The organism is Clostridium sp. JNZ X4-2 (assembly GCF_054889485.1).
Genome location: NZ_CM142685.1, coordinates 209,565 through 230,492, shown reverse-complemented (window position 1 = coordinate 230,492; position 20,928 = coordinate 209,565). Strand labels below are relative to the sequence as shown.

Genomic DNA, 20,928 nt, shown 5'->3' with positions numbered 1-20,928 from the left:
AATCAATTATATACTAAAGTTTGTACAAAACCTATTTACATCAAGGAGGCTTTTTTATGAGTAAACATCTTTTCTCAGATATACGTATTCCAATTGAAGCAGACAATCCAGCTATTAAAAGAATTGAAGAGCTTTGCATTAAATGTGGACAATGTAGGCGCATATGTGAAAACGACATTGCAGTGGGTGGTTTATATGATCTTGAAAGCACTGGGGATATTCCAATTTGTATCCACTGCGGTCAATGTGCAAATATTTGCCCTGTAAATTCCATTACAGAAGTCTATGAATACCAAAAAGTTAATAAGGCAATAAGTGATCCTGATAAAATAGTTATTTTCAGCACCTCACCATCAGTACGAGTAGCTCTTGGTGAAGAATTCGGCCTAATACCCGGCTCCTTTGTGGAAGAACAGATGGTAGCTGCATTGCGTGCTTTGGGCGGTGATTATGTGCTGGATACAAACTTTGCCGCGGATCTTACCATTATGGAGGAAGCTGCCGAGTTAGTTGAACGTATAACCAAAAAGACAAAGCCACTTCCCCAGTTTACCAGCTGCTGTCCAGCCTGGGTAAAATTTGTAGAAACTTTTTATCCTGAAATGATACCAAATCTTTCATCAGTAAAAGCCCTATTGGAATGCAGGGTCCCACAATCAAAACTTATTTTGCAAAAGAAAATGGCATTGATCCTCGAAAAATCATCAACGTGGCCGTTACTCCCTGTACTGCCAAAAAATTTGAAATTCGGCGGCCGGAGATGAACTCATCTGCATATTATAACAAAATGCTGGAACTGCGTGATATGGATTATGTAATTACCACTCGCGAACTGGCAAAATGGATGAAAGAAGAAGACATTAATTTTAACACTCTTTCACCCTCAAAATATGATAAATTGATGGGATCCGCTTCCGGTGCAGGCATAATTTTCGGCAATACGGGCGGAGTAATGGAAGCAGCAATTAGGACAGCTTATTACGTAATCACCGGTGAAAATCCACCTGAAAACCTTCTTGACTTAAAACCAGTACGGGGTATGGATGGAATCCGCCAGGCTGACTTGAATGTGGGGGATATTTCTATAAAAACAGCTGTGGCTCACGGAACTGCCAATGCTCAAATTCTGCTTGAAAAGCTCAAGTCCGGTGAAGCATCCTATGACTTCATAGAAGTAATGACCTGCCGGGGAGGCTGCATAGGAGGCGGTGGCCAGCCAAAGACAACTGTACCCATGAGCGATGAAATCCGCTGCCAGCGAATTTCATCTTTATACAGCAAGGATAAATCACAACTCCTGCGTTTAAGTTATAAAAACCCAGATATCAAACGTGTGTACAGAAACTTTTATGGAAAACCTCTGGGCAGCCTTTCAGAGCAGCTGCTTCATACAACTTATTTGAATAGGAGTATGAGCCTTGGCGAGAAGGGCATGATTAAAAAAAGTAGACAGGAAGATGAAAAAGTTGAACATACTATTCCTGATCTAGGTAAAAGAAAATTCAGATGTAAGGTTTGTGGATACATATACCAGGGTGACAGCCTTCCGGAAAATTACAAGTGCCCTCTTTGCGGCGTAGGTGCAGACCAGTTTGAAGAGCTGACAGTTTCTGAATAAAGCCTCTAATTTTTATAATACAAGCTTCATGCCAAAGGAACTTGTACTTGCTGGTTATATGTATCCAGTTATAACCATTGGAGATGAGCATAGATTTGTATAAAAACCAATTCTGTGCTCATCTCCCTTTTACTTTTTAAATTGCATAAAGTCCCTTTACATCATCTTCTCCATAAATACTCCACTTTTCAATTGCAGCACGTAATTCCTCATGATTTTTGGCTGTTTCTTTTAAATCCATGCTTTTCATATACCCATCTATTGCCTGCCTGAATGCTCTTGCTCCTGCTGCCGGCCCCATTGGATGCCCATGAATACCAGCTCCAACTCCCAGCATGCAGTCATTACCTGCATCCTCCATAATCCTAGGCACCAGTCCAGGTATTACTCCGCCTCCCATAAACGGAAGAGAAGGCTTCAAATCATAAAATTTACCGGTGCAGGCTATCAGGTTCTTTATATATTTAGATACAGTAATATCAAATTTTCCATAAGGAGCTTCCAAAAGCATTGTATCTGCTCCGCACATTCTAGTTAATTTAGTTAATACAACAGAACTTATGCCTTGATACTGGGATATGGTCCAGGAAGCACCAAAACAGCAATGGGATAATATAGGTACGTTGATTTCAGGATCTTCTGCTAAAGCTCTAAGTGCCGACAGCCCTACACAAAATGTATCAACCATTATGCAATTGGCTCCTGCATTTATTACTTTCATGGCATCTTCTTTAAGGCTTGATACTTCATCAGTTATATTAACTGTATGTACCTAGCTCCTTCTAAAGCAACAAGTTTTTTTATATTTTCTGATTCCACTTTTAAATTATCCATAGAATTATCTACAGGATTAGGAGCTATTATGACTTCTTTTAATTTAAAAGCTTGTTTCAATTTTTCTTCTAAATGTATACATTTTATATATGGATCTCTAATAACGAATTCAACTATTTTTTCATCTTTTGCTTTTTTTATAAGACGTGAAACAGTAGTTATGGATATGTTCAGTATATCGGCTATTTCATTTTGAGACATATCTTTTATATAATAAAGATATGCTGCCTTTAGAATTATAAATGTAGACTGGTTATAAACTTCAGGTCGCATATTTACTCCTGCTTTCATTATAATTTCTATTCTATATTATGATTTACATTATAATATTCAATTAATATATTATCAGTATAGAAAATATTTTCACTATTCACAATTAATACGCTTTTCATGTGTTGTATTAATTGTAGAATTAAAAGCATATTTAAGAGCTGCTAATTGAATTTTAATAGTTAACAGTTCCGGCTTACTTTCGGTGGTCACCAAAAATCTTCATCCACTATTAACTGTTAACTATTGGCTGCTTCCTTTTATCTGTATTTCTGCTTCATCTGCCTGTCTATATCTCTCTTGGCAGCTTTCTCCAAAAGTGCATCCCTTTTATCATAATTTTTCTTTCCTTTTGCCACTGCTAAATTCACCTTTACTCTTCCATGTTTAAGGTAAAGAGCCAATGGGACAATGGTATATCCCTGCTGAGCTGTGTATCCAGCCAATTTGACTATTTCTTTTTTATGAAGAAGTAATTTTCTGTCTCTTAAAGGATCCTTATTGAAAATATTGCCCTTTTCATAGGGACTTATATGCATGCTGCGTATAAATATTTCTCCATTTCTTATCTCACCATAGCTATCTTTTAAATTGGCCTTGCCCTCTCTTATAGACTTAACCTCTGTTCCCACTAATTCTATTCCGGCCTCCACAGTCTCTTCAATAAAATAATCATGTCTTGCCTTTCTATTCTCCGCAAGAGTTTTATTATTAGACTTGACTTTAGCCATAATAATCCATCCCCTTTTCATTTCAACATTCAGTTTCTATTCTTCAATATCATTTTTTTCTACCAATTCAAAATATATTTCATGGGCGGACATATCCACCTTTAACACACGAATTCTAACTTCGTCTCCTAATTTATATATATTCCTGGTTTTTTCCCCCATAAGGCTAAGATGCTTTTCGTCATATATATAATAATCGTCTTCTAAAGTGCTCATGTGAACCAATCCTTCAATTGTATTTGAAAGTTCAACAAACATTCCAAAATTGGTAACTGAAGATATTATACCATTAAATTCTTCACCAATTCTTTTGCTCATATACTCTGCCTTCTTCAGATCATCTACTTCCCTTTCAGCATCCTGAGCCAGTCTCTCCATATCAGAAGATTGTCTTGATGCATAATCAACTTCTTTAGCCAGCCTCTTTATTCCGCTCTCATCTAATTGCCCATTTATGAACTTCTTAATTATTCTGTGGATTATTAAATCCGGATATCTCCTTATAGGTGAAGTAAAATGGCAATAATATTTAGCTGCCAATCCAAAATGACCTACACACTCTGGTGAATATCTGGCCTGTTTCATGGAGCGGAGCAGCAGAGTGCTTACCACTGTTTCTTCTTTTTTTCCCTTTACCTTCTCTATAATATCCTGAAGAACCTTAGGATGAACTTCTTGTCCCCATCTAATTGTATAACCCAGGTTATGGACAAATTCGTTAAAACGCATTAATTTTTCCTCATCAGGATCCTCATGTATTCTGTATACAAAAGGCGTATTGGTCCAGAACATATGCTCAGCTATGGTTTCATTACACACCAGCATAAATTCTTCTATTATTCTATTTGATATTCCTCTTTCATAAGGCTCAATTTTTACAGGTACTCCCAATGAATCCAGAATTATTTTACATTCCTGAAAATCAAAGTCTATGGCACCTCTTACCTTTCTCTTTCTATTTAGGACTTTACAGAGCTTTTCCATAAGCTTAAATGTATCCACTAAATAATCATATCTTTTTATAGTTTCAGGATCCTCATCTCTAAGTATTTTAGTAACATCTGTATAAGTCATTCTTTCATTAGTTTTTATTATGCTCTCTACAATATCATGCTTTAATACTCTGCCATCTTTGTCTATCTCCATAAGACAGCTTAAAGTCAATCTATCCGTATTGGGGTTTAAACTGCAGATGCCGTTTGATAATTTTTTAGGAAGCATTGGTATAACCCTATCTATAAGATATACTGAGTTCCCTCTTTTTAATGCTTCTTTATCCAATGGACATTTTTCTGTTACATAATGGGAGACATCTGCTATGTGAACACCTAAATAATAATTTCCGTTTTCAAGCTTTCTTAGAGATACAGCATCATCTAAATCTTTTGCATCTTCACCATCTATTGTAACTGTAAGCACATCTCTTAAATCAACTCTTCTTTTATATTCCCTCTTGGGTATTTCTTCAGAGATATTCTCTGCATATTTCAAAACCTTTGGAGGAAACTCTTCCGGAAGGTTGTTCTTTTTTATTATAGTCAATATATCTATACCTTTTTCTCCTCTTTTGCCTAATATATCTACTATTTTTCCCTCTGGATTTCTTCTATTATCAGACCATTTAGTTATTTGTACAATTACTATATCTCCTGTTTCCGCATCTTTCCTGCATTCTTTAGGTATAAATACATCTTGATCTATGCGTTTTTCTTCCGGTACAACAAATCCAAAATTCTTACTATTTTCAAATGTACCTATAATTGTCTTATTTGCTCTTTCAAGTACCCTTATTATTTCACCCTCACATTTTTTTCCTCTATTTTCTTCCTTAGTTACTTTTACTACAACTTTATCCCCGTTCATGGCACCATTCAAGGAGGAAGAAGATACAAACACATCCATTCCCTCATTATCCGGTATAACAAATCCGTATCCCTTTTGGTGCCCCTGAAATTTTCCTGTTACAAGTCCCATCTTATCGGGTATGCCATATCTGTTAGTACGGGTTTTAATTATTAATCCCTCTTTTTCCAACTGATCCATCACTTTCTTAAAATCTTTTATTTCATTTTTTCTTATGGAAAACACCTTTCCCAGTTCTTTTATGGTCAGAGGCTTATATGCCTGTTCCTTCATAAAATTTATAATTGTCTCTTTTATATTCATTTTTTCACCACCTTTTATTATATTGACATTAGTGAGAAAAAATATTCAATATGACCCAAATTTCTCACCTTAATTCAATAACATATTAATCTTATTTTAAAAATCAATGCATTTCAGCCACATAAATTTCTATAAAAAATAAATAGAGTAAATCATACTCTATTCATATAAACTACTGTCAAATACAATTATTTCATTAAATTTTGCACTACACATATAACTGCAAATATTATAGACAAAAAAACCGTTACCCTAGACAACATAGCTTCTGATGTTCTGGATTTATTTCTTGAATAAAAGCTTTCAGCTGCTCCGCCAGATATAAAGCCACTCAATCCATTGGTTTTTCCCGGCTGCATAAGCACAACTGCTACAAGCATAACACCTATTATTAGTTGTAAAATTATGAGAAAAGCATGCATGGTTCTCCACCTCCTGCTAGTATATGTAAAATATTGTCCTGTCAAAATTAATATACATTTAATATTAACATATATACGTATTAATTTCAATTTTCATTTTTTAATAGATATGTAAAAACTCTTAAGACCTATAGAAATAATAATTTCACTTGAATCTTAAGAGTTTTTATTTAAAGTCTGCCTGGACTCAATTCATATAAATTAACTATCTGTTTTATTTCACATTATAAAATGCATCCAATCCTCTGTATTCAGCTGCTTCCCCTAATTCTTCTTCTATTCTCAAGAGTCGATTGTATTTTGCAACCCTTTCACTTCTAGCTGGTGCTCCGGTTTTTATCTGTCCTGCGTTTACAGCCACCACCAAATCTGCAATAGTTGTATCTTCTGTTTCACCGGATCTATGTGATACTACTGCCGTATACCCGGCCCTTTCTGCCATTTCTATAGCATTTAATGTTTCTGTAAGTGTCCCTATTTGATTTAATTTTATTAATATGGAGTTTGCAACCTTTTTATCTATACCCTTTTTTAGTCTCCTGGTATTTGTTACAAAAAGATCATCACCTACCAGCTGAATTTTACTTCCCAGCTTTTCAGTTAATATTGCCCATCCTTCCCAGTCCTCTTCTGCCATACCGTCTTCCAGTGAAATTATAGGATATTTTTCTGCAATTTTAACATAAAAATCTACCATTTCTTCAGGAGTTAAAACCTTTCCCTCGCCTTTTAAATTATATTTGCCATTTTCATAAAATTCCGATGAAGCAGGATCAAGTGCTATATATATATCTTTTCCTGGTGTATATCCAGCTTTTTCTATAGCCTCAACTATAATCTGTACTGCCTCTTCATTTGATTTCAAATTTGGTGCAAATCCTCCTTCATCACCCACTCCAGTATCATATCCCTTTGATTTCAGGAGAGACTTTAATGTGTGATAAACCTCTGAGCCCATTCTAAGAGCCTCACTAAAACTTGGTGCACCTGCAGGCATTATCATAAATTCCTGAAGATCCACATTATTGTCCGCATGTTTTCCTCCATTTAATATATTCATCATTGGAATGGGGAGAACTTTTGCATTTACTCCCCCTATATATTGATATAAACTTAATCCCAGATATTCAGAAGCAGCTCTTGCACATGCCAGTGATACACCTAAAATAGCATTAGCCCCTAATTTTGCTTTATTGTCAGTGCCATCCAATTCTATCATGGTTTTATCTATCAGCACCTGATCAAATACATTCATTCCTATCAGCTCTTCTGCTATGTAGTTATTTACATTGTCAATGGCTTTTAATACACCTTTCCCCTTATATTTTTCAGCATCTTCGTCTCTGAGTTCCACAGCTTCAAATTCTCCAGTAGATGCACCTGAGGGTACTGCTGCCTTGCCTATAGTACCATTCTCCAGTAAAACTTCTACTTCTACAGTAGGATTTGATCTTGAATCAAGGATTTGTCTTGCAGTTACGTCCACTATTTCTATATAATTTTTCATAAACATCAGCCATTATGGAAATTATAATGGCCTTTTCAACTCCCTTCAATTTTTTATTTTTCTATAGTATACCTAGAAGCTTTTTAAACTTATCATTTTAGAATGAGACTTCTGCCAGTCATTTCTTCAGGTTTCGCAAGCCCCATAACTTCAAGCATTGTAGGGGCGATATCTGCTAATATGCCGCTTTTTTTTAACTTTTCAGCACTTTTTGATATATATAAAAATGGTACTTTATTTGTAGTATGAGCCGTCATAGGTTTTTGTGTAGAATAATCTATCATTTCTTCGCAATTTCCATGATCTGCAGTTATAAATACTGTTCCGTCTTTTTCCAATACTTTATTTACAATTCTGCCCAGACATTCATCCACCACTTCTATTGCAATTTTAGCTGCTTCAAAGATTCCTGTATGCCCTACCATATCAGGATTTGCAAAATTCAATATTATCATATCATATTTATCCATGTCCAGTCTATCTAGAAGCTTATCGGTAACCTCTCTGGCACTCATTTCAGGTTTTAAATCATAAGTGGCAACTTTAGGTGAGGGGATAAGAACCCTATCCTCATTTTTATTAGGCACTTCAATCCCACCGTTGAAAAAGAAAGTCACATGTGCATATTTCTCAGTCTCCGCTATCCTCAATTGATTTTTCCCCATGTTACTCACATATTCCCCTAAGGTATTTTTATAATATTCATTTTGAAAAGCTACATCTACATTTTTAATGGTAGCATCATATTCAGTCATGGTTACAAATTCCAAATTAAGCTTATCTCTCTTAAAGCCTTCAAATTTATCATCATTTAATGCCCTTGTAAGCTGTCTTGCCCTATCAGGCCTGAAGTTGAAAAATATCACAGAGTCTCCATTTTTTATAGTGGCCACAGGAACCCCCTTTGTTTCAATTACAGTTGGAATTATAAATTCATCCGTTTTGTTATTTTCGTAGGAAGTTTCCACAGCTTCCAAAGCGCTGTCTGCCTTATTGCCCTTGCCGTATACCAGTGCATTATATGCAAGCTGTACTCTTTCCCATCTTTTATCCCTGTCCATGGCATAATATCTGCCTGATACTGTTGCTATCCTTCCTATGCCGATTTCTGCAATATACTGATTTATATCCTTTATATAAACAGCAGCTGAAGATGGCGGAACATCCCTTCCATCTGTAAAAGCATGAATATATACACTGCCAATGCCTCTTTTTTTGGCAAGCTGCAGCAGTCCTTTTAAATGCTCCATATGAGAGTGTACCCCTCCTGGTGATAAAAGTCCCAAAAGATGAAGATCCGAATTGTTTGCAATTACATTATGCATGGCCTTGTTTAAAGCCTTATTCTCGAAAAAGTCCCCATTTTCTATGGATTTTGTAATTTTAGATAAATCCTGATATACTATTCTTCCCGCTCCTATATTCAAATGGCCTACTTCCGAATTACCCATCTGTCCTTCCGGCAATCCCACACTCAATCCACTAGCTGCCAGCTCCGTATGGGGATATTGTCTGAAATACTTGTCAAAATTAGGTTTATATGCTGCCTTGACTGCATTTCCCTCTTTCTTTTCAGAAATTCCAAAACCGTCTAATATCATAAGCATTACTGGATTCTTTTTCATTTTTACCTCCAAATATAAAACTTAGTAATTTACTATTGCTGCAAAATCCGCTGCTTTTAAACTAGCTCCTCCAATTAACGCTCCATCTATATCTGATTGTTCCATCTGAGCTTTAATTGTAGCAGGCTTTACAGAACCACCATATTGTATCCTGATTTTTTGTGCTGTATTTTGCCCATACATCTTTTCAATTATGCTTCTTACATAAGCTATATTCTCGTTGGCCTGTTCATTTGTGGGTGTTTTCCCTGTTCCTATTGCCCACACCGGTTCATATGCAACTACCACTTTTTCCGCCTGCTCTTTTTCAAGCCCTGCCAAATCCAATTTTATCTGCTTTCCCAAAACTTCTTCTGTTATATTGGTTTCCCTCTCCCTGAGAGTTTCCCCGCAACAAACTATTGGAATCATATCATGTTCGAAAGCCTTTTTAACTTTTTTATTAATAGCTTCATCCGTCTCAGCAAAATATTGCCTTCTCTCACTATGCCCAATTATAACATAATCTATCCCAATGGACTTAAGCATCTGAGGAGCTACTTCACCAGTATAGGCTCCACTTTCCTCATAATACATGTTTTGTGCTCCAACCTTTATATTTGTCCCCTCTACTGCCTTTACTACTGAATCTAAACAAACATAAGGAGGGCATACCACTACATCACATTCTGCATTTTCTACAAGAGGCTTTAATTCCTCTACTAATTTCAACGCCTCATCTACAGTTTTATTCATCTTCCAATTTCCAGCTATTATTGGCTTTCTCATACGAATTACCTCCATTAATTTCTATTTATCATTTAAAGCTGCTATTCCTGGCAGTTCTTTTCCTTCCAAAAATTCCAGAGAAGCTCCTCCCCCTGTGGATATATGCGTCATCTTGTTTCCAAATCCCAATTGATTAACTGCGGCTGCACTGTCTCCTCCGCCTATAATTGTAGCAGCTCCGGATTCCGCCATGGCCTTAGCTACAGCAAAAGTTCCATTTGCAAAATTTTTAAATTCAAACACTCCCATAGGTCCATTCCAAACTATGGTTTTGGCATCTGCTATGGCATCTTCATATAATTTACAAGTTTTCGGTCCAATATCCAGTCCCATATACCCATCTTTTATATTCTCATCTTCTGTTATAAACGGTTTTGCATCTTCACTAAACTTGTCTGCCACTATATTATCCACAGGTAAAAGCAGCCTTACATTTTTAGCTTTTGCCTTCTCTATCATTTCTCCCGCATATTTTATTTTATCCTCTTCCACAAGGGAATTCCCTATAGTATATCCCTGGGCTTTAGAAAAAGTATAACTCATGCCTCCACCTATTATCAATGTATCTACTTTTTCAAGCAAGTTGTTTATTACATTTATTTTATCTGAAATCTTAGCACCACCTAATATGGCAGCAAAAGGCCTGGTTGGATTTTCAACTGCATTACCCAAGAATTTAAGTTCTTTTTGGATCAAATAACCGCATACAGCCGTATTTAAAAATTTAGCAACTCCTACTGTGGAGCAGTGTGCCCTATGTGCCGTTCCAAACGCATCATTTACAAAAATATCAGCAAGGGATGCCAGCTCCTTTGAAAAATTATCTTCATTTTTAGTCTCTTCCACTCTATATCGTGTATTTTGTAATAGTATTACATTTCCATTTTTCATATTTTGAACAGCATTTTTTGCGTTTTCCCCAACTACATTATCATCTGCCGCAAACACAACCTCTTTTTTTAACATCTCTGAAAGTCTTTCTGCAACCGGTCTCAGTGACATCTCCGGTTTTGGCTCTCCCTTTGGTTTTCCAAGATGTGAACAAAGTATAACCTTTGCATCATTTTGTATAAGATATTTTATAGTGGGAAGAGCCCCTGTCAATCTATTCTCATCTGTTATTTTACCATTTTTCAAGGGAACGTTAAAATCACACCTTACTAATACTCTCTTTCCCTTCACGTCTATATCCTCAATTGTCTTTTTATTAAAAACCATGTCTGCATTCAACTCCTTTACTAAAATTTTACTATATATTCATCATTAAGTACATAGCAAAGAGGCCCGGCCTTATAGCCAAAACTACAAAACCAGGCCCTATAATAATTATAATCTGTCAGCTACATACTTAGTCAAATCTGCCAGTCTATTTGAATATCCAAACTCATTATCATACCAGGCAATAACCTTTACCATGTTTCCCTCTATAACCATAGTTGACAATCCATCTACTATAGAAGATCTTTCATCTCCCCTATAGTCTACAGATACCAATGGTTCATCACTATAGCCAAGTATTCCCTTCATATCAGTTTCAGCAGCCTTTTTAAATGCTGCATTTACCTCTTCTACTGTAATGTCTTTGGATAACTCTGCCACCAAATCCGTACATGATACCGTAGGTGTAGGTACCCTAAGTGCAAATCCATTTAATTTTCCTTTTAATTGCGGCAGTACCAGTGCAACTGCCTTTGCTGCTCCTGTAGTTGTTGGAATCATTGATTCTGCTGCTGCTCTTGCTCTTCTCATATCCTTGTGTGGAGCATCCAGCAATCTCTGATCTCCTGTATACGAATGAACAGTAGTCATTAATCCTTTTACTATCTTGAACTCTCTATCCAAAACCTTGGCAAATGGTGCCAAACAATTTGTAGTACAGGAAGCATTTGAAATTATATTATCTTTATCGGCATCATATTTTCCCTCATTAACTCCCATGACTATGGTTATATCTTCATTTTTAGCCGGAGCGGATATTAAAACCTTTCTAACTGTTCCGCCAAGATGTACCTTGGCTTTTGTAGCATCCGTAAACAATCCTGTGGATTCTATAACTATTTCAGTACCCAATGAATTCCAGTCTATATTTTTAGGATCTCTTTCTGCAAATATCTTTATTTCATTTCCATTTACAACTATTGAGTTTTCTTTTGCTTCTATAGTTCCATCAAATTTTCCGTATAACGAATCATATTTTAAAAGATGTGCCAATGTCTTCGCATTGGTTAAATCATTGATACCTACGATTTGCAGTTCACCTGTATAATGTTTGACCAGTGCCTTGAATACATTTCTTCCTATTCTTCCGAAACCATTAATCCCAACTTTGACCATTTATAATTCCTCCTAAATAATTAAATATTTATGTTTAATATTAAATTAACAGCTAGTTGATAAATTTCATAATTTCCCTGGCAGCTCCCTCATCGGTAATTAAAATACTATTATGATTGTTTCTCTCAGTGGACAATATTGCCTCTGCCTTACTGCTTCCTCCTGCCACGGCTATCAGTGTCTTGATTTTTCCTATTTCTTCATTCTTTATTCCTATGCTGGGGGTTGAATATATTATTTTGCCCTGTTTATCAAAATAATATCCAAAAGCTTCCCCCACTGCACCTTCCAACTGTATTTTATTTATTTTATCTTCCGGAATTCCTCTTCTCTTGGCCATTTTATAGGCCCTGCCTATACCATATATAAGTACATCCGCATTGTATATATTTTTTACTATATCTTTTATATCCTTTTCCTTGATAATAGTTTTTACAACCTGATCACTTAAATTATCAGGCACATGAAGTAATTTATAAGTACCTCCAACTTTATTTGCCAATCTGGCAGATAAGGTATTGGCCTGAGTTTCCATATTTCTTCCCATGCCTCCTCTAGCCGGCACTACCAATATATTCCTCAAATTAGAAACCTCAGGAATATTATCAATTACTTTCTTTATAGTAGAACCGCCTGTAAGTGCAATTATATTATTATCCCTTAATATATCTTTAAGGTAATTTGCTGCGGTTCTGCCTATTTCATTCATCACAGTTTTATCTTTATCACAATCTCCTGGAACGATTATAATATCCTTCAACCCAAGATTATCTTTTATGAGCTTTTCAATTTCAGACAATCCTCTTAATTCATGTATAAAATCTTTAAGTTCATTAATAATCTCTTCCCCTTCTTTTGTCACTGTCATACCAGGGGTATTTATTTTAATAAATCCTTGAATTCTCAAGAAATTTATTTCTGTCCTAACTATCCTCTCACCAATACCTAAATCATTTGCCAATACTCTTCTTCCAACAGGTTGATTATAATATATGGTTCTTAAAACATCATATCTTTTTTCCAACAATCCTATTAATTCAGGTACTATTTTCTGTTGAAATTTAAGTATGTTCTCCAAATTTGCACCTCCTGGCCATTATTTGTCCCACTGCACTACTAATTGTCCCACTCATATTATAAAACATATATGGATTTTTTTAAATAGTATTTTAAAATTTTTATTACTATTTTTAACTATATAGGGAGAATTAAAATCTTTTTCTCCCTTTTGATGATTTTATACCCATCTCTTCTCTGTATTTTGCCACAGTTCTTCTGGAAATATTCATACCCTGTTCATTTATCAAATCACATATCTTTTGATCCGATAATGGCTTTTTCCTATCTTCTTCATCTATCATTTTCTTAATATTATTCTTAATAATCAATGCCGATACATTTTCCCCATTAAAGCCTCTCACTATTCCTGTAGTAAATAAATCCTTTATTTTTATTGTACCTCTGCTTGTGTATATATACTTATCCCTTATAGCCCTGCTTATAGTAGACTCATGCATCTGCATACTGTCTGCTATTTCTTTTAAAGTCATGGGTTTTAAATAGTTTTCTCCATAATCAAAATAATCCCTTTGCATTTCCAATATCTTTTCAAGAACTCTATATATAGTACTTTTTCTATGTTGTATACTTTTTATTAAAAACAATGCACTATTTAACTTTTCTTTTACATAACTCACTGCATCTTTGTCATTCTCTTTGTTTATTATATCCTTGTACATTGCATTTATAGTCAATCTTGGCGATAAATCATCATTCATAATTATATAATATTCATTATCAATTTTCTTTATATATGCATCCGGGGTTATATATCTTACATCTTCCCCTGTGTAAAATCCCCTAGAAGGTTTTGGATCAAGAGTCTTTATTAAATCACCATATTCTTGAGCCTGCTTTACATCTATATTTAATTCCTTTGCTATAATATTATATTTATTTTCTGCTATCATCTCTAGATATCTATCTATTATTATAAATATATTTTCATCATCTATTCCTTTTTGTATTATTTGAATTTTTAAGCATTCTGCCAGGTTTCTTGCACCTATTCCATAAGGCTCCAGATCCTGGATTACGTTTACACAATGTGCCGCAAGTTCTTCTGAAATTTTAAGTTCCTCTTCTATTTCTCTATTTTCCAGCACCAAATATCCTTTAGCATCTATATTTTCTATAATATATAAACATATTGCTTTTACATACTCATTTTCATCAAGATCCCTTATCTGATCTTTTAAATATTCTTTTAAAGACTTTTTTTCAGAAATAAAATTAAATGGTGATACTTCATTATCATCATTTTTTTCATAACCATGATGGCTGTAATTATCAAAGTCAAGATTTTTTATAATTTCCTTATAATCCAATTTATCTTTTTCTATTTCATTAACATTGGATTCTTTAACATCAAGCACTGGATTTTCTTGAATTTCTTTTTCCACATATTCTTGAAGCTCAAAACTTGACATTTGAAGCAATTTTACAGATAATTGCATCTGCTGAGTCATCACCAATTTTTGTTCTTGAGTTAAATTAAGGCTAAAATCCATATTCACCTTTACCCACCTCCATTCGCAATTATTATTAAATTGACTTTATTATCTTTATTATATCATGAAGTTATAAAATTAATGAGAGTTTTTTAATACGTACTATAAAAATAGGATTTAATACTAGAATAAAATTAATTTTATTCTAGTATTAAATCCTATTTTTACTGCAGTTCAAAAAATTTTCTCTATTAATCCTATTAGTAACTTTCCACAAAAAATACCCCGCAGGCTCCTGTACCCGAATGTACCCCAACTGTACATCCCACCTCACACTCTATAAAATCTATTTTCCTATATTTAAGATCTTCTCTCAATGTATTTAATATATCTGTTTCTCCAACATGAAGCAGTATTGCAGCTTCCCCCTTTTTAATCCCTTTTTTATCAATATACTCAATCATACTTCTAAGTGCTCTTTTACTTCCTCTTACCTTGTCAATCACAGCCATCTCACCATTTTCAACTGCAACTATTATCTTTATTCCTAAAATATTACCTATAACCCCTGATGCTTTAGGCAGACGTCCTCCCTTTACAAGATTGTCCAAACTATTAAAAAACAAAGTACTCCTAATATGGGAAGAAACCTCTTCCACTCCTCTTTCTATTTCTTTTATTCCAAATCCAGCTTCTTTCAATTTTGCAGCTTTAATAACCTGAAGTCCTAATCCAGAGGTTACATTTAAGCTGTCAATTACAGCTATATCTTCTGTATCAAGCATTTCTTTAGCAATACATGCAGATTGATATGTTCCGCTCATTTTAGATGAAAGATGAATGGAAACTATCTTATACCCTTGTTTTATATATGAATTATAACATTCTAAAAATATCTGGGGATTTACTTGAGCTGTTATGGGAAAGACATTACTTTTCTCCATTTTACCTAGAAGAGTATGAATATTTATATCAATTCCATCTCTATAAGACTTTTCACCAAAGTTAATAATAAGAGGCAGCACCTCTATATCATACCTTTTTATTATGTCTTCAGGGAGATCCGCTGTACTGTCTGTAATTATCTTTATCTTTTCCATTTTTAATATAGCCCCTTCCTTACTTCATATTTGGAAAGTTTAATTGTCTTAAAGCCTCATATGCAACTACTGCCACAGTATTAGACAAGTTTAAGGATCTAGTACTGGTTTTTATCATAGGCACTCTTATGCATCTCTCGGGATCGCTATCCCTTATTTCATCAGGCAGCCCGCAAGTTTCTCTCCCAAATACTATAAAATCTCCATCCTTAAATTCAGCATCATAATAAAAGTTTTTACCATGAGTGGTAGAAAAATAAAAAATGCCTTGTTTATACTTTTCTCTAAGTTCTTCATAAGAATCATATAAACTCAGGTTCAAATACTTCCAATAATCCAGCCCTGCTCTTCTCAAATGTTTTTCATCCAAACTAAACCCCAATGGTTTTATCAGATGAAGCCTGGAACCTGTAAGTACACATGTTCTTGCAATATTACCTGTGTTCTGAGGTATCTCAGGTTCAAATAACACTATATTCAAGCTCAATTTTATTTCCTCCTCTGATTTATAATCAATACATAAAATATGTAAAAATAAAATTCAATAATGATCTGTAATCTTAAAATTAGACTTGCTAGTACAAAAGTCCTATTAAATATATTACTCCATATTAATGTTACAGTAAAGAGGAGGTATTACTAACTGCAAATCGTAATATACAATTTATACATTAAATATTCAATGCCTTTGTATAAATATCAGCTTTTAAAATGGCCTAAGGCTGTATTACTTCGTTGAATAACTTTTATTTAACTTCAAATTACGAATTGCAGATTACTAAATTATATTATATGACTTAGCCTTCATAATTTTTAACTGTTTTTGCCAGTGAAAAAACTGCAACACTATTTTTTATTATTTTCATTTAAATAATCAATTATTCCATTTGAAATATTTTGTCCAAGTCTCTTTAACACATCTTCATTTGACAGCCTGATTCTATCCTGAGAATTAGTTATAAAACCGCATTCTACTAACACTCCCGGTATCTTGCTGTACCTAAGTACCGCTAAATTTTGTCTTTTTATTCCCCTGTTTTCCCAATTATCACTTTTTACAGATTCTTTTTCTACTGCTCTGGCCAACTTTATCCTTTCATCTTTCTGATATCCATTTACATCATAATATAATGTAGTTATTCCACCAAAACCTTTATCATTTAAAGAATTCACATGAATTGAGACAAATACATCTGCATAAGAAGAATTGGCTTTGTCCCCTATTTCATCAAGGCCTAATAGCTTGTCCTTATTTCGAGTAAGGAACACAACACTCCCTTTATTTTTTAAATATGATGCAGCATATCTAGCTATTTTTAAAGTTAAATTTTTTTCATACATATTTCCATAACTTGTACCTTTATCTATTCCTCCATGCCCAGGATCAATTACTATATAATACTTTTTAAGCGGAACATGTTTATTATAGACATTTTGTTCATCTATTTCTTTATCAATAGGAGCTGCCATCATATTGATTGAATTATTTACATTTAATATTTTCATACTCTTGCTGAAAATAAGCATTAGCAATACAAAAAAAATGCATGGAAACATAAAATTTTTTCTGCCATTAATTCTCATAATATCACCATCCTCCTCAGTACTTTATTACCATAATATAATTATTATACCATTTATTTCCTTAGCCTTCTATAAAGTATTTACTTTGTTTTCTCTTCAAAATAAATGGATATTTAACTTAACTTTAATATATGCTTAATAATTATATATTAATATAATATATAGAGGTGATAAATGATGAAAACACTGAATATATGCATTGACATTGATGGAACAATTACAGATCCATATTTTTGGCTGAATAGTGCAAATACCTACTTTAATAAAAATCTGACTGTTGATGAAATAACACAATATGATATCAGTAAAGCCATGGGCATACCCAAAAGTGAGTATATAGACTTTTACAATAAAAACAAATTCAGGCTTCACGGCAAAGAAGAGCATATACGTAAAGATGCAAAAAGAGTAATTCAAGAACTCATAGAGGAGCACAATATTTATTTTGTAACTGCCAGAGACAAGGATCTGGAAATTTTAACTCACCACTATTTGAAAAAGAACTGCATTCCCTATGACAATGTTTTTGTGTTAGGTACTACTTATAAAGTGGATATGGCCAAAAAATTAAGTTGTGATATCTTTATAGAAGACAGTTATGAAAATTCTCTACAGCTGTCTCAAAGTGGATTCAAAGTACTTTTAATGAATACAAACTACAATCAGATGGAATTAGACGAAAATATAACAAGAGTTTTCAATTGGGAACAGATACATGATATTATAGATAAAATGCTATTACATCAGAAAACTATGTAATAGCATTTTTTATTAACTTTAATTATCTTCTTTAGCAGCTATGCACACTGCAATAACTATAAACATTCCACCTATAAAAAAGCTGGAAGTAAGTTTTTCTCCAAGACAAATCCACCCTAAGATTGAACCTGTAACAGGCTGAAAAAATAAAAATAGAGAACCAATTCCAGCATCCATAACTTCAATTCCCTTATTCCACAAAAAAAATGCACCGGCAGTAGCTACAATTCCAAGGTAAATCAAGCCCAGCATAATCTGTCTATTACCCAAAATCAATGAAAAATTATTATGTTGTGCCATCATAAATGGTGTAGTAAATATCAATGCAAACAATGTGGCATAAGTAGTTATACTCAGAGAATCCAATCGTTTGGATGCAAGTTTCACATAAACAGACAATAGGGCCCAGGTAACTGCAGCTCCAACAAGAACTATATTGCCTAAAATATGTTTCATAAACATGGCATCCAATCCAATGACTATAATAACTCCTGCTGTGGCAAGTACAAGTGAAATAATTTTTTTTCTGGTAAATAGTTCACCTAAAATAAATCTGGCAAATAAAATTACAAAAACAGGTGTTGACGCTGTGATCAAAGAGCCCATATGGGCATCGGACAACTTTGTGCCTATAAACTGCAGACATATGGAAATAAAATAGCCTATAAACCCTATCCATGCTATGAGGAGCCAGTCCTTCTTTTTCATAACCACTTTAGATCCCTTTTTATATTGAATAAACATAAGTGTTATAAACAATACTGTAAATGCAATAACATATCTAAGCCATACTAAAGTGACAGGTGGTACAAATTGCAGTATATACTTGCTGACTACATACATTCCTCCCCATATAGCAGCTGCTAAAAATAAATATATGGAACCAATCAATCTTTTTTTCATTATTAAATACCTCTATCTCATTATTTTATGTAAAATAATATCCAAGACGAGGCATATTGATTTAACTGTTAATCCTCATCTCGGTTTAAAGATGAGCAGCTGGTTGATCATTCTCAAATAAGTTAAAATAATACACTTTATTTACCCCCTCATTATTATGATATATAAAATATTATACACCCTTTGTCCATAGTACTTTATATATACGAGGACCCCTGCTGTCCTGGTGGATTGCTGATTCCACTCACAGCTTCCGCATATATTGGATTAAGCAAAGAGCAGGCTACTCACCAGGTTACCAGCCTTGAATTTAATTTAATACATAAAAAATAGGAGTTTTGAATTTTTCATTCAAAACTCCCTCAACTCTTATAAATACTGACTTAAAAAGCCGCACATTGTATTGCCAATTAAATTGGTGCGGATAACAGGACTTGAACCTGCATGAAATTTCTTTCACTAGAACCTGAATCTAGCGCGTCTGCCAGTTCCGCCATATCCGCACAAATTACTTAATTATTATATCACACTTTTTTAAATAAGTTAATATATAATTACATTTTTTTATTTTGCCACAGCAGAATTTGAATACAAATTGAACACTACATTTCCCCCAGAAGTATATCCTTCTATATATACAGGGTATTTAAAGTCATTTCTGAATTTGTAATCTATGTTCCCATAATCTACTGTAGCATCCATTCCTTCTCCCACATAATGCACAGGAAGAGTGTGATGTACTCTTTCCGTAGAGGTAAGCCCTGCTTTATATACGGCATTATATAAAGTTGTGGACACCTGACATATTCCTCCACCCAGCCCTGATTCCACCTTGTCGCCAATAATAACCGGAGCCGCTTCATAACCTTTAGCCGCAGTCCTCTGTCCTACAACCCCATTAAAGCTAAAAGTACCCCCTGACATTATTACGCACCCATTTATACTTTTAGTAGCAAGTGCTATGTTATTTGCTCTTTCAGAAGAAGATATGGAACCATAGTTTGTACTAAAACTTGATATCAATGTATCTACAGTTTTAAGTTCATCTTGCTTTATTGAAGCTGGAATAGTTTCTAACTTTGCTTTTACACTTAAATTCTGACCTATACTTCCATCTATCTTAGAAGATAATTCTTTTTCCAAATCCTCTTTTTTAAGCTTAATACCATCCTGCTGCGGTGTTACCTCAAAACCAATGCTCCCCATCCTCAAAGATGCATTCACAGGATCTGAGTTGACTTCATTTTCAATTTCATCTGCCAAAGCTTTTACCGGCTTTACATTATAAGAAAATTTTAATTTATAGTTTACAACCTTAGGTTCTTTCAGCAGACTGTATTTTTTTAATATATTGTCATCTTTTCCATAGGAATAAGCTTCACTTACCACTTCATCTATATTGTACCCCGGGCTTAATTTTGAATATGGCAGCTCGTATTTTTTATCTCCCACAATTACATAAATCTTCTTCTGCTGTATTTTATCGGAATACTGCTTTTTTATTATGCTCTCGGCCTCTGCTTTGGTTTTTCCCGAGAGGTCCACATTATTTACAAAAACCTTAGGGTAAACCAAGTCATTCCAGTATTTTATATCATTATAATGATATACTATAAATCCGCAGCTTATACTTATAAAAATAGCTAAAACACATATAGCTGATACTATCAATTTGTTTTTTAAAACTTTCTTTGATTTTTTTGACTGCCTTTTTTGAGCCATTTTCATCACCTCTTTACTTTCACATAGTTATTATACTATAGTGTAATGATTTTTTGTATGTAAAAAATTATTAAT

At 34.0% G+C, this 20,928-nt stretch carries 19 protein-coding genes, 1 tRNA gene and 1 pseudogene; 3 read left to right on the top strand and 18 right to left on the bottom strand.

Annotated elements, in window-relative coordinates; all coding sequences use genetic code 11:
• Window positions 1-56: 56 nt before the first annotated feature.
• Window positions 57-1,150 (top strand): annotated as a pseudogene (locus ACYUJ6_RS01305) ([FeFe] hydrogenase, group A); the annotation flags it as partial.
• A gap of 27 nt (window positions 1,151-1,177) precedes the next feature.
• A complete protein-coding gene (locus ACYUJ6_RS01300) occupies window positions 1,178-1,618 on the top strand; it encodes an iron hydrogenase small subunit (RefSeq protein ID WP_461845407.1) in 441 nt (146 codons plus the stop codon).
• Window positions 1,619-1,754: 136 nt separating this feature from the next.
• Here the strand turns inward: ACYUJ6_RS01300 and ACYUJ6_RS01295 are convergent, their stop codons facing one another.
• The 15 genes from ACYUJ6_RS01295 to ACYUJ6_RS01225 form a co-directional block, all read right to left on the bottom strand.
• Window positions 1,755-2,339 carry a RuBisCO large subunit C-terminal-like domain-containing protein gene (locus ACYUJ6_RS01295; RefSeq protein ID WP_461844097.1) on the bottom strand — a complete coding sequence of 195 codons (585 nt, stop codon included), beginning with the start codon at window positions 2,337-2,339 and terminating at the stop codon, window positions 1,755-1,757.
• 32 nt (window positions 2,340-2,371) lie between these two features.
• Window positions 2,372-2,725 (bottom strand): sigma factor-like helix-turn-helix DNA-binding protein, encoded by a 354-nt coding sequence (locus ACYUJ6_RS01290; protein WP_461844096.1) that lies wholly within the window; start codon window positions 2,723-2,725, stop codon window positions 2,372-2,374.
• Window positions 2,726-2,982: 257 nt separating this feature from the next.
• Complete coding sequence (smpB, locus tag ACYUJ6_RS01285; protein ID WP_461844095.1) at window positions 2,983-3,453, bottom strand: SsrA-binding protein SmpB; 471 nt, start codon at window positions 3,451-3,453, stop codon at window positions 2,983-2,985.
• A 36-nt stretch (window positions 3,454-3,489) separates the two neighbouring features.
• Complete coding sequence (gene rnr, locus ACYUJ6_RS01280) at window positions 3,490-5,619, bottom strand: ribonuclease R (RefSeq protein WP_461844094.1); 2,130 nt, start codon at window positions 5,617-5,619, stop codon at window positions 3,490-3,492.
• 188 nt (window positions 5,620-5,807) lie between these two features.
• Complete coding sequence (secG, locus tag ACYUJ6_RS01275; protein WP_461844093.1) at window positions 5,808-6,041, bottom strand: preprotein translocase subunit SecG; 234 nt, start codon at window positions 6,039-6,041, stop codon at window positions 5,808-5,810.
• 214 nt (window positions 6,042-6,255) lie between these two features.
• The gene (gene eno, locus ACYUJ6_RS01270; RefSeq protein WP_461844092.1) at window positions 6,256-7,548 is read right to left on the bottom strand and encodes a phosphopyruvate hydratase; all 1,293 of its coding nucleotides are present in this window, start codon (window positions 7,546-7,548) and stop codon (window positions 6,256-6,258) included.
• A gap of 92 nt (window positions 7,549-7,640) precedes the next feature.
• Window positions 7,641-9,173: a 2,3-bisphosphoglycerate-independent phosphoglycerate mutase gene (gpmI, locus tag ACYUJ6_RS01265; RefSeq protein WP_461844091.1), complete on the bottom strand. Its 1,533-nt coding sequence runs from the start codon at window positions 9,171-9,173 to the stop codon at window positions 7,641-7,643.
• Between the two features lie 21 nt (window positions 9,174-9,194).
• Window positions 9,195-9,941, bottom strand: coding sequence for a triose-phosphate isomerase (tpiA, locus tag ACYUJ6_RS01260; RefSeq protein ID WP_461844090.1), 747 nt, complete (start codon window positions 9,939-9,941; stop codon window positions 9,195-9,197).
• Between the two features lie 21 nt (window positions 9,942-9,962).
• Entirely contained in the window at window positions 9,963-11,159 is a 1,197-nt protein-coding gene (locus ACYUJ6_RS01255) for a phosphoglycerate kinase (protein WP_461844089.1), read from the bottom strand.
• A gap of 108 nt (window positions 11,160-11,267) precedes the next feature.
• Complete coding sequence (gene gap, locus ACYUJ6_RS01250) at window positions 11,268-12,275, bottom strand: type I glyceraldehyde-3-phosphate dehydrogenase (protein WP_461844088.1); 1,008 nt, start codon at window positions 12,273-12,275, stop codon at window positions 11,268-11,270.
• Between the two features lie 52 nt (window positions 12,276-12,327).
• Window positions 12,328-13,353: a sugar-binding transcriptional regulator gene (locus ACYUJ6_RS01245; protein ID WP_461844087.1), complete on the bottom strand. Its 1,026-nt coding sequence runs from the start codon at window positions 13,351-13,353 to the stop codon at window positions 12,328-12,330.
• 130 nt (window positions 13,354-13,483) lie between these two features.
• Window positions 13,484-14,845: an RNA polymerase factor sigma-54 gene (gene rpoN, locus ACYUJ6_RS01240; RefSeq protein ID WP_461845406.1), complete on the bottom strand. Its 1,362-nt coding sequence runs from the start codon at window positions 14,843-14,845 to the stop codon at window positions 13,484-13,486.
• Window positions 14,846-15,045: 200 nt separating this feature from the next.
• The gene (locus ACYUJ6_RS01235) at window positions 15,046-15,885 is read right to left on the bottom strand and encodes a DegV family protein (RefSeq protein WP_461844086.1); all 840 of its coding nucleotides are present in this window, start codon (window positions 15,883-15,885) and stop codon (window positions 15,046-15,048) included.
• A 19-nt stretch (window positions 15,886-15,904) separates the two neighbouring features.
• Window positions 15,905-16,372 carry a tRNA (uridine(34)/cytosine(34)/5-carboxymethylaminomethyluridine(34)-2'-O)-methyltransferase TrmL gene (gene trmL, locus ACYUJ6_RS01230; RefSeq protein ID WP_461844085.1) on the bottom strand — a complete coding sequence of 156 codons (468 nt, stop codon included), beginning with the start codon at window positions 16,370-16,372 and terminating at the stop codon, window positions 15,905-15,907.
• 359 nt (window positions 16,373-16,731) lie between these two features.
• Entirely contained in the window at window positions 16,732-17,469 is a 738-nt protein-coding gene (locus ACYUJ6_RS01225) for an N-acetylmuramoyl-L-alanine amidase family protein (RefSeq protein WP_461844084.1), read from the bottom strand.
• Window positions 17,470-17,646: 177 nt separating this feature from the next.
• Here ACYUJ6_RS01225 and ACYUJ6_RS01220 point away from each other — a divergent pair, with 177 nt between their 5' ends.
• On the top strand, window positions 17,647-18,228 hold the full coding sequence (locus tag ACYUJ6_RS01220) for a hypothetical protein (RefSeq protein ID WP_461845405.1): 582 nt from the start codon (window positions 17,647-17,649) through the stop codon (window positions 18,226-18,228).
• A gap of 18 nt (window positions 18,229-18,246) precedes the next feature.
• On the opposite strand, the gene ACYUJ6_RS01215 is transcribed toward ACYUJ6_RS01220, so the two are convergent.
• The 3 genes from ACYUJ6_RS01215 to ACYUJ6_RS01205 form a co-directional block, all read right to left on the bottom strand.
• Window positions 18,247-19,131, bottom strand: coding sequence for a DMT family transporter (locus ACYUJ6_RS01215; protein WP_461844083.1), 885 nt, complete (start codon window positions 19,129-19,131; stop codon window positions 18,247-18,249).
• Between the two features lie 416 nt (window positions 19,132-19,547).
• A tRNA-Leu gene (locus ACYUJ6_RS01210) sits at window positions 19,548-19,634 on the bottom strand.
• 61 nt (window positions 19,635-19,695) lie between these two features.
• Window positions 19,696-20,853, bottom strand: coding sequence for a VanW family protein (locus ACYUJ6_RS01205; protein WP_461844082.1), 1,158 nt, complete (start codon window positions 20,851-20,853; stop codon window positions 19,696-19,698).
• Window positions 20,854-20,928 lie beyond the last annotated feature (75 nt).

Bases quoted from the DNA above. Each gene is read 5' to 3' on its own strand.
- ACYUJ6_RS01300 (WP_461845407.1), top strand. From the start codon at position 1,178: ATGACCTGCCGGGGAGGCTGCATAGGAGGCGGTGGCCAGCCAAAGACA.
- ACYUJ6_RS01295 (WP_461844097.1), bottom strand. From the start codon at position 2,339: ATGAAAGTAATAAATGCAGGAGCCAATTGCATAATGGTTGATACATTT.
- ACYUJ6_RS01290 (WP_461844096.1), bottom strand. From the start codon at position 2,725: ATGCGACCTGAAGTTTATAACCAGTCTACATTTATAATTCTAAAGGCA.
- smpB (WP_461844095.1), bottom strand. From the start codon at position 3,453: ATGGCTAAAGTCAAGTCTAATAATAAAACTCTTGCGGAGAATAGAAAG.
- rnr (WP_461844094.1), bottom strand. From the start codon at position 5,619: ATGAATATAAAAGAGACAATTATAAATTTTATGAAGGAACAGGCATAT.
- secG (WP_461844093.1), bottom strand. From the start codon at position 6,041: ATGCATGCTTTTCTCATAATTTTACAACTAATAATAGGTGTTATGCTT.
- eno (WP_461844092.1), bottom strand. From the start codon at position 7,548: ATGAAAAATTATATAGAAATAGTGGACGTAACTGCAAGACAAATCCTT.
- gpmI (WP_461844091.1), bottom strand. From the start codon at position 9,173: ATGAAAAAGAATCCAGTAATGCTTATGATATTAGACGGTTTTGGAATT.
- tpiA (WP_461844090.1), bottom strand. From the start codon at position 9,941: ATGAGAAAGCCAATAATAGCTGGAAATTGGAAGATGAATAAAACTGTA.
- ACYUJ6_RS01255 (WP_461844089.1), bottom strand. From the start codon at position 11,159: ATGGTTTTTAATAAAAAGACAATTGAGGATATAGACGTGAAGGGAAAG.
- gap (WP_461844088.1), bottom strand. From the start codon at position 12,275: ATGGTCAAAGTTGGGATTAATGGTTTCGGAAGAATAGGAAGAAATGTA.
- rpoN (WP_461845406.1), bottom strand. From the start codon at position 14,845: ATGGATTTTAGCCTTAATTTAACTCAAGAACAAAAATTGGTGATGACT.
- ACYUJ6_RS01235 (WP_461844086.1), bottom strand. From the start codon at position 15,885: ATGGAAAAGATAAAGATAATTACAGACAGTACAGCGGATCTCCCTGAA.
- ACYUJ6_RS01225 (WP_461844084.1), bottom strand. From the start codon at position 17,469: ATGAGAATTAATGGCAGAAAAAATTTTATGTTTCCATGCATTTTTTTT.
- ACYUJ6_RS01220 (WP_461845405.1), top strand. From the start codon at position 17,647: ATGAAAACACTGAATATATGCATTGACATTGATGGAACAATTACAGAT.
- ACYUJ6_RS01215 (WP_461844083.1), bottom strand. From the start codon at position 19,131: ATGAAAAAAAGATTGATTGGTTCCATATATTTATTTTTAGCAGCTGCT.
- ACYUJ6_RS01205 (WP_461844082.1), bottom strand. From the start codon at position 20,853: ATGGCTCAAAAAAGGCAGTCAAAAAAATCAAAGAAAGTTTTAAAAAAC.